Raw genomic sequence first — 12,889 nt, 5'->3', positions numbered from 1 at the left:
AAATTAGAAGAAACCAAGTTTGTTTTCGCTGTAGCTAACTAATAGGTTTTTCGTTTGTTGGTAATGCGCTAACATCATTTTGTGATTTTCACGACCAACACCTGACATTTTATAGCCGCCAAATGCAGCATGTGCCGGATAAGCATGGTAACAGTTTGTCCAAACACGACCTGCTTGAATTTCACGACCGAAGCGATAAGCTGTATTAATATCTCTCGTCCAAACGCCAGAACCTAAGCCATATAATGTATCATTAGCAATTTCTAGTGCTTCCTCTTTTGTTTTAAACGTTGTTACAGCAACAATTGGTCCGAAAATTTCCTCTTGGAAAATACGCATTTTATTATTTCCCTTGAAGACTGTCGGTTTAATGTAGTAGCCATTTTCGAAGCCCTCGCCTACATTATTTTTCTCGCCACCAATTAGGCATTGTGCACCCTCTTGCTTACCAATATCTAAATAAGAAAGAATTTTTTCCATTTGCTCACTTGAAGCCTGCGCACCCATCATTGTGTTTGGATCAAGCGGATTGCCCACTTTAATGGCTTCTACACGCTGTAGTACACGCTCCATAAATTTATCGTATATAGATTCCTGGATCAGTGCACGTGAAGGACATGTACATACTTCTCCTTGATTGAGAGCAAATAGTACGAAGCCCTCTACTGCTTTATCTAAAAAGGCATCATCTTTATCCATAATATCTTCAAAGAAGATATTTGGTGATTTACCGCCCAATTCTAATGTAACGGGAATAAGATTTTGAGAAGCATATTGCATAATTAAACGACCTGTCGTCGTCTCACCTGTGAAGGCAATTTTACCAATGCGAGGATTGGATGCAAGCGGTTTCCCTGCTTCTAAGCCAAATCCATTCACAATATTAATGACTCCTGGTGGTAATAAATCTTCTATTAATTCCACAAGCACCATAATAGATGCTGGTGTTTGCTCTGCAGGTTTTAATACGACACAGTTCCCAGCTGCAAGTGCTGGTGCGAGCTTCCATACTGCCATTAATAGTGGGAAGTTCCAAGGGATGATTTGACCCACTACACCAATCGGCTCATGGAAGTGATAAGCAACTGTATCGTTATCAATTTGGCTAACGGAACCTTCTTGAGCACGTAAGACTCCAGCAAAATAACGGAAATGATCAATTGCAAGAGGGATATCTGCATTTAATGTTTCGCGCACCGCTTTACCGTTATCCCATGTTTCAGCAACGGCTAGCTTTTCTAGATTTTCCTCAATACGGTCCGCAATTTTAAGTAAAATGTTTGCACGTTCTGTTGGTGATGTTTTGCCCCATGCATCTTTAGCAGCATGTGCTGCATCGAGTGCATGTTCAATATCCTCAGCTGTGGAACGTGCTACTTGTGTAAAAACTTGTCCAGTAACAGGAGTGACGTTATCAAAGTATTGACCTTTCACTGGGGGTGTCCATTCGCCACCAATATAATTATCATATTTCTGTTTGAATTGAACTACCGATCCTTCAGTGTTTGGAAATGCATAAACCATTTTACTTCTCCCCTTTACACAATTTAATGAGAACTATCTAGAAAAAACGTTATTTTATATCGGAATAACACTATTTTCATAGAAACCCTCTCAACTACTATATTGTCAGAAACATAAAATAATTTCAACTTTTTAAAAAACTTTTCCATTTAATTTATTTTTGCTAGAAAAGCTTCTAGAATTCACGGCATGTACACGTTAAGGTATACTTAAAAATAATATAAAATATAGGAGAACAATATGCGTATTAATAAATATTTAAGTGAAACAGGCATCATATCCCGTCGTGGTGCTGATAAATGGGTTGCTGAAGGAAAAGTAACCATTAATGGTCAGTTGGCGACTGTCGGTAGTCAGGTTGAAACAGGTGATATAGTTTGCGTTGATGGAAAAGAGGTAAAGAAAGAACAACAGCTTGTCTATATTGCTCTGAATAAACCTGTCGGCATTACAAGTACAACAGAGCGTCATATAAAAGGCAATGTCGTTGATTTCGTCAATCATCCCTTACGTATTTTTCATATCGGACGTCTCGATAAGGAATCAGAGGGATTATTGTTATTAACTAATGATGGCGATATCGTCAATAAAATTCTGCGTGCAGAAAACCATCATGAAAAAGAATACATCGTTCAAGTTGATCAGCCTATAACAGCGCAATTTATTAAAAAAATGGGAGCCGGTGTTGATATTCTAGATACAACAACCTTACCTTGTCGTGTAGAAAAGATTTCGGACAAAGTTTTTAAAATCATTTTAGAGCAAGGCTTAAATCGTCAAATCCGCCGAATGTGCTCAGCGCTAGGTTATTCCGTTAAGCGCCTACAGCGTATTCGTATTATGAATATTAAGCTTGGTAATTTAAAAGTGGGCCAATGGCGTGATTTAACAGATAAGGAACGAACAGAACTATTCAAACTACTCAACTATACACCTAAATAAGCACTTAAAGGAGGGCGAGGACTATGATATCTATTCAAAGCACAGAGCAACTAACAGGGGTACGGGTTAGCGGGGATTATTGGGATTTAGATGAACTAATCAATGCGATCTATAAAGTAACTGGTGATGAAAATAAATACTATGATTATCAAGGTCCTCGACTACGTATTTTAAGCGTATGCTATAAACTAAGACATGCTATGCTCGGGGAACATCACCTTGATTTTGTGAGTAACGGACTTAATAAAAATGTCCTGACACAACATGAACTGATCTTTCCTAATAAAAATGTTTATTTTGCCACAGAAATTCTTTGGCCAGAAATAATATTTAGTGCGATTGCTTTAAATGATTTTATTGATTTGCATCAGCAGTTAAACAATGCGTCCATGTGGAATTATGAAATTGCCATTTTACGCAAGTTTCAAGCGGCTATTGCCGATTGTTTGGAACAGGAGATTGATGAGGAGGATTATGTTATGTTTGTCCGAATGCTACATGCTAAAAATCCATTCACTTTCCGTTTTGCTACGCAATATGTTGATGTTCTGAATCTAGAATATATTCAATTAAGTAAAGAGGAGCGAAAAGCACATTTAGCGGCATTTGCGGTGCGATTAATGGTAGAGGATCATGAATATTTGGCATTAAAATCAACTCTAATGGAAGCAGCCATTACGACTAAGCAAGCATTACATGATATCCAAATACAACTGAATTATCCTGAAGAAATACTATGGTGAACAAATCATGCCGTCTCAAAAACTTTGAGACGGCTACTTTTCTATTTAATGGTTTTGTAAGTCATTTTACGAATAACTCCCTCGTGCTGAGGATAGTCTGCTAAAAGCTCTTCCTGTGTAAACAATTCAAAATCTGCAAAGTCAAATCCTGGTGCAACCATACACCCGACTAGACTAAACGACTCGGAATCCTCCACCGATGAGCCGAAAATGGTATTTTTCGGAACTGCAATTTGTGGTACCTCACCAGCTTCTACATTCAAACCAAGCTTTTTCGCCTCATAAGTACCATCGGGGAAAATCATATGAACTGTTAGTGGACTTCCCGCATGGTAATACCATAGCTCATCTGATTGCAATCGATGTAAATGTGAGATATCTTGTGAGCGTAATAAGAAATAAATACTCGTATAAATAGGTCTCTGAACATCTCTCACTGCTAGCTCGTCTGTGGCACGAAATGATGAAATGTAATAGCCTCCTTCTGGATGTTCGGCTAAATTTAATTGTTTAATAAAATATTGTGCTGAAAACTTCAACATGTATCACTCCTTTTTTCCACCTTACCAAAAAATAAAGTAAAAAGGCTACCTTTGATTTTTCAAGGGATCAGCTTTATCAAGAGGTAATCTTGATATATCGAAGATCAACTGAAAGGGCATCTCTTTGTTGAGATGCCCTTCAAATTCTATAATCCGCCTAAATAAGCTGCTTTTACTTGCTCGCTCTCTTGAAGCTCTTTTGCTGAACCAGCTAAAACAATACGTCCTGTTTCAAGTACATACGCACGATTAGCAACAGATAAAGCCATATTAGCATTTTGCTCAACAAGCAATACAGTTGTACCTTCTTTATTGACCTGTTCAATAATATTAAAGATGTTTTTAACCATTAGCGGTGCAAGACCCATCGAAGGTTCATCCATTAATAACAGTTTTGGTTTTGCCATTAAGGCACGGCCCATCGCAAGCATCTGCTGTTCCCCACCAGATAATGTGCCTGACTGCTGCTTGCGACGCTCTAATAAGCGCGGAAATAACTCGAAAACATGATCCATATCTTTTTTAATACCAGCTTTATCATTACGTAGGTAGGCACCAAGCTCTAAGTTTTCTTCTACTGACATATTGGCAAAAACACGACGACCCTCGGGAACGTGGGAGATCCCCGATTTAACAATAGTTTGTGCTGCCTTCCCAGCAATAGAGAAGCCCTCGTATTCAATAATGCCACCTTTTGGCTTCAGTAAACCTGATAATGTCTTTAACAATGTACTTTTTCCAGCACCATTTGCACCGATTAACGTTACAATTTCACCCTCGTTTACTTCTAAAGAGAGGCCCTTTAATGCTTGGATGTTGCCATAATAAACATCGATATTTTGTACTTTTAGCATTAGCCGATAACCTCCTCACCAAGGTACGCTTCAATTACCTTAGGATTGTTGCGAATTTCTTCTGGTGTCCCGTCAGCGATTAATTGTCCATGATCGAGTACATAAATGCGTTCACAAATACCCATAACTAAGCTCATATCATGCTCAATTAACAAAATGGTTAAGCCAAATTCTTTACGAATAAATGCAATTAACTCCATTAAATCATGTGTTTCCTGTGGGTTCATCCCTGCTGCTGGCTCATCCAATAATAGTAGCTTGGGATTCGCTGCTAAAGCACGAGCAATTTCTAAACGACGCTGCATTCCATATGGTAAATTTTTCGCTAGTTCATCCTTATAGACATCTAAGCCAAAGATTTTTAAGAATTCAATTGATTGATGCTCCATTGCTGCCTCACCCTTGAAATGAGTTGGCAAACGGAAAATAGAAGACCACATGGAATGCTTAGCAAGAGAATGATTGGCTACCTTAACATTGTCTAGAACAGATAGCTCTTTAAATAAGCGAATATTTTGGAACGTACGGCTAATACCCTTTTGCGTCACCTGATATGGTGCAAGTCCATTTAATCTCATACCATCAAAAGTAATTATACCTTCCGTTGGGGTATAAACCCCTGTCAGCATATTAAAGCTGGTTGTTTTCCCAGCACCATTAGGTCCAATTAGCCCTACTAATTCACCTTGATTAAGGTACATATTCACACCCTGTACCGCCTTTAAACCACCGAATTGAATCCCCATGTTTTCAACTTTTATAAGAAGGTTTCCAGTCATTATTTTGTACCTCCTTTTTTACCAAACTTAAATAACTGCGTAATTTCCTTTGTTCCCATTAAGCCGGTTGGACGATAAAGCATGACAATAATTAATACTAAACTATAAATAATCATACGAGTTTCAGGGAAGTTTGCTAGATAAGTTGATACAAAAGTTAAGAAAATCGCTGCAATCACTGAACCAGAAAGACTCCCTAAGCCACCGAGTACAACATAAATTAAAATATCAAATGATTTTAAGAAACCAAATGTTGTCGGTTGGATAATATAAAAGTTATGTGCGAAAATAGCTCCAGCTAGACCTGCAAAGAAAGACCCAATCGCGAATGCAACAACTTTATAATAGGTCGTATTAATACCCATAGCATCCGCTGCAATTTCATCCTCACGAATGGAAATACACGCACGACCATGACGAGAATTTGTAAAGTTCGAGATAACGAGAATCGTTAACACAACACCAAAAAATGCATATGTCCAGTTAGATAAATATTTAACCTGCATCCCCGCTGCGCCACCAACATAATCCGTATTTAAAAAGATAATACGAATAATTTCAGCAAAGCCTAGTGTCGCAATTGCTAAATAATCTCCTTTTAAACGCAGAGTGGGAATCCCTACTATTAGACCAGCAACCGCTGCTGCGACTGCCCCTAAAAGGATAGCCAATGGGAATGGCAGCATTAATTTTGTGGTAATGATAGCGGACACATATGCACCAACTGCTAGGAACCCAGCATGCCCAATTGAGAATTGTCCAGTAACCCCAATAACAATATGCAAGCTGACAGCCAGCATGATGTTAATACACATTGTGATTAACATATTTTTGTAGTACAAATCAATTACTTCTGTTGTAATCAATAATTGCACAACTGCATAGATGACTAGCGCTATTACGGCATAGCCCCAAAAAATTTTAGACTTTTTCATAAAACCGCTCACCTACACTTTCTCACGGGCATTTTTACCAAAGATACCCGATGGTCTGAAGATTAAAATTAAAATTAAAATTACGAATGCCGCTGCATCACGCCATAATGAGAAGCCAAGCGCACTTACTAAGGACTCTACAACGCCTAGTAACATACCACCAACCATAGCGCCCGGAATGATACCAATACCACCAAGAACAGCTGCGATAAATGCTTTAACGCCAGGAATAACACCCATTAAAGGATCAATCTTTGTATAATAAACACCGAAGATAACACCCGCTGCACCAGCTAAAGCTGAACCAATAGCAAATGTTGCAGAGATTGTATTATCAACGTTTATACCCATTAAGCGAGCTGCATCTGCATCGTGAGAAACGGCACGCATCGCTTTACCGATTTTTGTTTTATGTACGATGAATTGTAAAAGAATCATCAGTACAACTGCGACTGATAAAATTAAAATGGATGTACTGCTAATTTGTACACCAAAAATATCAAATGATTTATTTTTGAAAACTTCAGGATAAGCTGCTGGTTGAGCACCTCTGAAGAAAATAGTAGTGTATTCAATTAACAATGACACACCAATCGCTGTAATTAATGCTGCGATACGTGTTGCATTTCGTAAACGTTTATAGGCAATACGTTCAATTAAAACACCAAAGATCGCACAAACGGTCATTGCCAATAATAGAGCCGGGAAGAAACCAAGCTCCCATTTAGCAATTGCGTAAAAGCCAATAAATGACCCGATCATGAAAACATCACCATGAGCAAAGTTAATCAGCTTGATAATACCGTATACCATCGTATACCCTAACGCTATTAACGCGTAGATACTTCCAAGTGAAATACCGTTCACAAGTTGCTGTATCCATTCCATGCGCATTCACTCCTTTGAATTTTCTGAAAAATGAGAAATCTGTACATGCATCTATACTAGAAAGTTATGAATTACGTTAGCATTCTAGTTATCTAAAACATAAAAAGGAAGGCGTGTTTACCCGCCTCCCCCTTGCTTACAAAACATTAAGGATTAACTTTAGAGTTGAACACTTGTTTACCGTCTTTGAATTCAAGAACTGTTGCTGTTTTAATTGGGTTATGGTTTTCGTCAACTGAGAAAGTACCTGTTACTAAAGAAAGATCTTTTGTTGCAGCTAATTCATTTTTAATTGCTTCACCATCCGTAGAGCCTGCACGTTTAATCGCATCTGCAATGTAGTAAATTGAGTCATAACCAAGTGCATTAAATGCGTCAGGTGCTTTGTCACCATTTGCCGCTTTAAATGCCTTTACGAAATCTTGAATTTTTTGGTCTGGGTCTTCAGCAGAATAGTGGTTTGTGATGTATGTGTTATTCAATGCATCCGCACCAGCTAAATCTATTAAAGTTGGAGAATCCCAACCATCAGCACCCATTAAAGGTACATCAATACCCATTTCACGTGCTTGTTTAACGATTAAACCAACTTCTTCATAGTATCCTGGGATAAAGATGAAATCTGGATTTGATGCTTTAATATTTGTTAACTGTGTACGGAAGTCTGTATCCTTCGCTACATAAGCTTCTTCTTTCACAACTTTTCCGCCACTCTTAGTAATTGTTTCTTTAAAGGATTTTGCCAAACCTTTTGCATAGTCTGATGCATTATCTGCGAAAATAGCTACATTTTTCGCATCTAGCTCGCCTGAGGCAAAGTTAGCCGCTACAATTCCTTGGAATGGATCGATAAAGCATGTACGGAATGCATATTCATTCACACTGCCATCTTCGTTTACTGTAATATTTGGCGCTGTACCAGAACCAGTTACAATTGGAATTTTATTATCATTGGCTATTTGAACCGTTGCTACTGTATTTCCTGAAGTTGCAGGCGCTAGCATTGCTACTACTTTATCTTGCGTTGCTAGTTTAATAGCAGCTGAGGTTGCCTCAGAGTTCTCTGATTTATTATCTACTTTAATCAGTTCAATTTTCTTGCCGTCAATACCGCCAGCATCATTAATTTCTTTTACAGCCAGTTCTGCACCTAGCCCAATAGAGGAACCATAAGATGCTACATTCCCCGAAAGCTCTAAGTTGGCACCAATTTTAATTGTATCGCCATCAGATGAACCTCCGCCTGATGATGAGCCTCCGCCAGAACTTGAATCGTCTCCGTTACCACAACCTGCAAGAACACCAGCAAGTAATGAAGATGCTACTAAAAGTGAACCGAACTTCTTAAGCTTTTTGCTCTCTCTCATAATTAAATTCCCCCTGAAAATTTCTAAAATATTAGATATTTCTGATAATTATAAACAATTAAATTCATTTACTCAATAGCAAAAATAATTATTTATAACTATCCTAAAACGAATGAAAAATATTATTCATATAAGCCTTTTACATTGTAAAACATTCTTTATATTTAGTCTAGAGTGATTTTTCAGTATAATTAGTTATTTGTGAATTATCTTTTAATTTTACATAAAGACTAGTACAAAACTATTAGATGAAATTACTTTTTTACAATAAAGTCTAAGTAAGAGCGTTCATTTTCTCATATCATTATTTCCCTGAAAATAATTACTGCGATGTTACTTTATTTAAATTAGAAAAGCTTAGAGTTGGTTTCCCAAGCTCTAAGCTCTTTTTAAGACAAACACACAAAGACGTTCATTAATATTGGTTTCATTTTCTAAATGAACCTCATGAAGTAATTCAAATGATGTTCCGTGATGTAAAAATTGTAAATAATCATAAGGCGGATAATATAAAATTAAATGAATATCTCGCATTCGCTGTTCATAGGATTTCCAAATATTATGAATGACTGTACGAAAAATATGAATCGAAAAAGGGTTGAAGAAGAAGAACACATTATCACGTGACTTTATTTCATAAGCCTCAGCTATTGTATGAATAAACGAAATGGGTGCATGTGCTTTCATTTTTTGGAGATAACTACGTTTATTTTCTTCAGCCTCTGCATAAAATCCTGCATCCATTTCTATCCCAATAGTCGGAATACGGAACTTATGATGCACATAAATGGGTACTCTTCCTTTTCCACATCCCATATCAATGAATACTGGATTGTCCGGCATCTCGTACGCTTCAAACAATTGTTCCAACCCCCTATATGGTGTTGGCTCATATCGGTGATAGTGTGCGAGTTTTGGGAAACCGTATTGTTCTCCCACTGTGTTAATATGCAAATATTTATCAAACTGCTGTTCATTCATATGAAAAGACTCCTCAGAAAAGAATGCTTTATTTTAACACGATAAAATGCAAAAACCATACCCAAACATGTTGGATATGGTTATTTTTCAACGACCTCTGCGTTTAAATTTAACAACAAAGAGAAGTGCTAAGAGAAGCAATACAAGGCAGGCTGCGGCTGTAAACACTGTATTTTTATCAATTACAGTTGCTTGATTAGACGCTCCATCATTTTCACCTGGCATACTGATTGGGCCTCCGCTTCCATCAGGACGTTGCATTGATTCGCCATTTTGTCCTTCTCGTGGGCCATTGCCTTCTCTATTAAACGGTGGGCTCTGTGATGGATCAAAATCCTCTGGTAGCTGACTCGGGTCAAAATTCTCTGGCATTGAATTCATCTCACCATTTTCATTTGGAGTTGGTACGCCCATATTTCCTTGTGATGTCGTAGACGCTTCTACAACCAGCTCTCCAGATAGCTGCTTTAAAATAGATTGGGAGCGCTGTTTAGCGAATTCAGGTAAGCTATTTTCACCTTCAACTGCCTCTAAGAATTGCTCTGTAGTAGAGAATTTTGTGGGATCTGCCTCCACATAGGTCGTTATTAATAGTGCTAAGTTTTTAGTAATAGCTTGTACATAATCCTCTGTTAAATAGGTTGTCGCTAGCTCTTCTAGATAACCTTCATATTTAGCACGGTACTCTTCATTAGTAAGCAAGGCATTCAGCAGTGGCCGCTCCTCTAACGTTGTGCCAGAAACAGGGGTTTTCACACTAAAATTAATAGCACTCTCGGCTAACAGGTTGCTTGACATCCCCATTTCCATTCCCCTATTGAAGCCTCCATCTGGCTGTTGTAACCTCCCCCCACCTGCCTGATTAAGTTGTTCATTGTTTTGTGCTCCTGATTCTTCTAAAGTTGTCGGAGCATCAGCTGGATTTTGACTGTTTTCTCCACCCATTCTACCGCCTCCACCGCCAACACCAAAGCCGCCGAAGGACATATTGTAATCCCATGGAATAATTGAAAACACACCATTCTGTTCATACAAATAATAGTTATGTTTCATATTCCCCTGGTAACTATCTAAATTGACAAGTGCTGTATTGACAGCGAAATAACGTAACATTTCATCGACATCAAGGTATTTTTCGATGTCTCCACCGTTATTAATAGCATTTAGCATCTCCACAAGCTTGGATTGATCCATATGACCTTCATTTGTTTTTAATCCCATGCCTGTATAGTCTGCAATATCATCACTAATATATTTCAAATCACTGCCAGTTCCGTCTGGCTTAAATAAAAAGCCATCATTAGAACCATAGTTATTGGCTAGGAATGTCTCATCTACTGCTTCCACTCCTAAAAACAAGCCCCGTTCCTCACCATTTACTGTGACATACATATAGGAGTGTGCTGGTGTTGGTAAGCCCATTTGCTCCATCATTTCATAGGAGATATATTCCCGCATCAATGTAGCATCACTATAATTATTATTTAAATTTAATTTTTTCAAACCATATAAGCTTTGAGTATCATCATAGTAATCAAAATCGATTTTTAAACTATAACGATCCGAGTCACTATTGACAACTGATCGTAATGATAAATTGCCTTTTGTGCGAATAGCAACATTCTCAATTTTCTTGCCGTTTACTGTAATATCCGCCTGTTTTAATTCCTCGTCCGCTGCATTTTCAAGCATGTCAGTCCAATCTTCCTCAGCAATCTCGATATCGACAGTGGTTACTTTATTGCTATTAAATACCATATCCTCATAGGAGAACTCGGAATTTTTCGTTTCAATTCCTGCATTTGGAAGTACAGCATATATCACGACAAAGAGAAGGAGTAAAATTGCCATGCACAGGTAGACAATTCGTGTTTTAATCATAGCCATCACCTCTCATCGTAGTCCTTTTTGTTAATGAGGTCATTACGCTGTGAAATTCCCATCGTAGCTAAGCATAATGGCTGATTTAACACCAGCAACTTTTGTTAGTTCATCCATCAGCTTCGCATCATTTTGCTTTACACGAATTTCGTAAGTTGTTTCAATTTCATCATTATGCATAATGGATTTTGATTTGAGTGCGAATTTTTTTGTTTGTGCAGCAATAATTCGCTCCACCTCAGCATTTGCTAGCTCTTCTTCAAACTTTACAATCAATAAATAAGGATTCTCTACCGTAATTTTATTCACGAACACTAGTAGTACAAGACCGATTAACACAGCACCGATAATTACTAATGGAATAAACCCTGCTCCACATAAAATACCAGAAACAATTGCCCAGAAAATATAGACTAAATCCATTGGATCTTTAATAGGTGTTCTGAAACGTACGATGGATAAAGCACCAACCATACCAAGTGATAACAGAACATTTGAACTAATCCCCATAATTACAAGTGCAGTTGCCATTGTCATAATAAGTAATGAGATATTGAATGAATGAGAGTAAATGACACCATTAAAAGTTTTCTTATAAACGGCGTAAATGAAAAGCCCTATAAAAAATGCCACTACTAAGCCAATAATAGAATCGATTAATGAAAATGATGTTGTTTTTTCTAAAAAGTTGGATTTAAATATATCGCTAAATTTAATTGTATCCATTTGTTCATTCTCCTTTGTATTTAGCCGTACATACGACTAAGCTGATATTTGGAATAGGCCTCTGCACGTGTATCTACAGATTGTAGTAAATACTTGATAATGTCTGGTAAATATTCATCATACTTTACCTCTAAAATCACAAGGTTCGGCTCCAGTACATCTACCATCGGCAGGTTTTGATTAAACATATCTGTGTTGCGTAGACTCGATTGGACCTTACTATCAAACGTAACGCGGACATTTCCAAACGGATAAATGTATGCCTCTCGCTCATAATCTACTACTGTTGTAGGTCTAAGCTGGCTATAATTCATTTCTTGATATAAGTCTCGAATTAGCGCTCGGTCGTCATTCTCCATCCAGGATATATCCCCGACACGCATTTGTTCATACTCAGCCTGAGATATCTTACACTTCGATTTAAAAGTGACATTGTTACGCTTACTTTTTCGCTCTAAATTAATAATGGCACTAGATTTCCCGTATATGCGTACCCGATATTTATCCCGATTGATATAGCCCTCTTTTTTCTCATTTAGCACTTTATTGGCCAAATTATCGAAATACGTACTACGGATCAAATATTTACCGTCCTTGCCCGCATGCTGGTCTAGCTGCATAACATGCTGAAGCTTAGCTTTTAATAAAGCATAATCTGGGTAGGATATCGCTTGTTTAATTTCTTGGCGACCATTTGGATTAAATGAAGTTACTATCGGCATCTCAT

The 12,889-nt window shown here is 37.7% G+C and carries 13 protein-coding genes; 2 read left to right on the top strand and 11 right to left on the bottom strand.

What is annotated here, in order from left to right; genetic code table 11:
• Positions 1-3: 3 nt before the first annotated feature.
• The gene (adh, locus tag CRI88_RS16670; RefSeq protein WP_058845133.1) at positions 4-1,524 is read right to left on the bottom strand and encodes an aldehyde dehydrogenase; all 1,521 of its coding nucleotides are present in this window, start codon (positions 1,522-1,524) and stop codon (positions 4-6) included.
• Positions 1,525-1,764: 240 nt separating this feature from the next.
• On the opposite strand from adh, the gene rluF reads away from it, so the two are divergent.
• Positions 1,765-2,466 (top strand): 23S rRNA pseudouridine(2604) synthase RluF, encoded by a 702-nt coding sequence (rluF, locus tag CRI88_RS16665; protein WP_036123828.1) that lies wholly within the window; start codon positions 1,765-1,767, stop codon positions 2,464-2,466.
• 23 nt (positions 2,467-2,489) lie between these two features.
• Complete coding sequence (locus CRI88_RS16660) at positions 2,490-3,209, top strand: DUF6904 family protein (protein ID WP_036123832.1); 720 nt, start codon at positions 2,490-2,492, stop codon at positions 3,207-3,209.
• 41 nt (positions 3,210-3,250) lie between these two features.
• Here the strand turns inward: CRI88_RS16660 and CRI88_RS16655 are convergent, their stop codons facing one another.
• The 10 genes from CRI88_RS16655 to CRI88_RS16610 all read right to left on the bottom strand — a co-directional run bounded on the left by CRI88_RS16655 (position 3,251) and on the right by CRI88_RS16610 (position 12,884).
• Positions 3,251-3,751 (bottom strand): cupin domain-containing protein, encoded by a 501-nt coding sequence (locus CRI88_RS16655; protein ID WP_036123834.1) that lies wholly within the window; start codon positions 3,749-3,751, stop codon positions 3,251-3,253.
• A 146-nt stretch (positions 3,752-3,897) separates the two neighbouring features.
• Positions 3,898-4,605 carry an ABC transporter ATP-binding protein gene (locus CRI88_RS16650; protein WP_036123837.1) on the bottom strand — a complete coding sequence of 236 codons (708 nt, stop codon included), beginning with the start codon at positions 4,603-4,605 and terminating at the stop codon, positions 3,898-3,900.
• On the bottom strand, positions 4,605-5,384 hold the full coding sequence (locus CRI88_RS16645) for an ABC transporter ATP-binding protein (RefSeq protein ID WP_036123840.1): 780 nt from the start codon (positions 5,382-5,384) through the stop codon (positions 4,605-4,607). Before CRI88_RS16645 ends, CRI88_RS16650 begins: the two co-directional genes overlap by 1 nt.
• Positions 5,384-6,319, bottom strand: coding sequence for a branched-chain amino acid ABC transporter permease (locus tag CRI88_RS16640; RefSeq protein ID WP_036123842.1), 936 nt, complete (start codon positions 6,317-6,319; stop codon positions 5,384-5,386). The genes CRI88_RS16645 and CRI88_RS16640 overlap by 1 nt, the downstream gene beginning before the upstream one ends.
• Positions 6,320-6,331: 12 nt before the next feature.
• Positions 6,332-7,207 (bottom strand): branched-chain amino acid ABC transporter permease, encoded by an 876-nt coding sequence (locus tag CRI88_RS16635; RefSeq protein WP_036123845.1) that lies wholly within the window; start codon positions 7,205-7,207, stop codon positions 6,332-6,334.
• A gap of 146 nt (positions 7,208-7,353) precedes the next feature.
• On the bottom strand, positions 7,354-8,574 hold the full coding sequence (locus CRI88_RS16630; RefSeq protein WP_036123848.1) for an ABC transporter substrate-binding protein: 1,221 nt from the start codon (positions 8,572-8,574) through the stop codon (positions 7,354-7,356).
• Between the two features lie 378 nt (positions 8,575-8,952).
• Entirely contained in the window at positions 8,953-9,555 is a 603-nt protein-coding gene (locus tag CRI88_RS16625; protein WP_058845134.1) for a hypothetical protein, read from the bottom strand.
• 87 nt (positions 9,556-9,642) lie between these two features.
• Complete coding sequence (locus CRI88_RS16620) at positions 9,643-11,406, bottom strand: CotH kinase family protein (RefSeq protein WP_231745140.1); 1,764 nt, start codon at positions 11,404-11,406, stop codon at positions 9,643-9,645.
• 72 nt (positions 11,407-11,478) lie between these two features.
• A complete protein-coding gene (locus CRI88_RS16615; protein ID WP_036123865.1) occupies positions 11,479-12,162 on the bottom strand; it encodes a DUF4956 domain-containing protein in 684 nt (227 codons plus the stop codon).
• 20 nt (positions 12,163-12,182) lie between these two features.
• Complete coding sequence (locus CRI88_RS16610) at positions 12,183-12,884, bottom strand: polyphosphate polymerase domain-containing protein (protein ID WP_058845136.1); 702 nt, start codon at positions 12,882-12,884, stop codon at positions 12,183-12,185.
• Positions 12,885-12,889 lie beyond the last annotated feature (5 nt).

This window comes from Lysinibacillus fusiformis (assembly GCF_002845985.1).
Taxonomy (GTDB): Bacteria; Bacillota; Bacilli; order Bacillales_A; family Planococcaceae; genus Lysinibacillus; species Lysinibacillus fusiformis_D.
The sequence above is the reverse complement of the archived record's forward strand: the minus strand, read 5'-3'. Positions and strand labels throughout refer to the sequence as shown.

Bases quoted from the DNA above. Each gene is read 5' to 3' on its own strand.
- CRI88_RS16640 (WP_036123842.1), bottom strand. From the start codon at position 6,319: ATGAAAAAGTCTAAAATTTTTTGGGGCTATGCCGTAATAGCGCTAGTC.
- adh (WP_058845133.1), bottom strand. From the start codon at position 1,524: ATGGTTTATGCATTTCCAAACACTGAAGGATCGGTAGTTCAATTCAAA.
- CRI88_RS16635 (WP_036123845.1), bottom strand. From the start codon at position 7,207: ATGGAATGGATACAGCAACTTGTGAACGGTATTTCACTTGGAAGTATC.
- CRI88_RS16645 (WP_036123840.1), bottom strand. From the start codon at position 5,384: ATGACTGGAAACCTTCTTATAAAAGTTGAAAACATGGGGATTCAATTC.
- CRI88_RS16650 (WP_036123837.1), bottom strand. From the start codon at position 4,605: ATGCTAAAAGTACAAAATATCGATGTTTATTATGGCAACATCCAAGCA.
- rluF (WP_036123828.1), top strand. From the start codon at position 1,765: ATGCGTATTAATAAATATTTAAGTGAAACAGGCATCATATCCCGTCGT.
- CRI88_RS16615 (WP_036123865.1), bottom strand. From the start codon at position 12,162: ATGGATACAATTAAATTTAGCGATATATTTAAATCCAACTTTTTAGAA.
- CRI88_RS16625 (WP_058845134.1), bottom strand. From the start codon at position 9,555: ATGAATGAACAGCAGTTTGATAAATATTTGCATATTAACACAGTGGGA.
- CRI88_RS16610 (WP_058845136.1), bottom strand. From the start codon at position 12,884: ATGCCGATAGTAACTTCATTTAATCCAAATGGTCGCCAAGAAATTAAA.
- CRI88_RS16620 (WP_231745140.1), bottom strand. From the start codon at position 11,406: ATGGCAATTTTACTCCTTCTCTTTGTCGTGATATATGCTGTACTTCCA.
- CRI88_RS16655 (WP_036123834.1), bottom strand. From the start codon at position 3,751: ATGTTGAAGTTTTCAGCACAATATTTTATTAAACAATTAAATTTAGCC.
- CRI88_RS16630 (WP_036123848.1), bottom strand. From the start codon at position 8,574: ATGAGAGAGAGCAAAAAGCTTAAGAAGTTCGGTTCACTTTTAGTAGCA.
- CRI88_RS16660 (WP_036123832.1), top strand. From the start codon at position 2,490: ATGATATCTATTCAAAGCACAGAGCAACTAACAGGGGTACGGGTTAGC.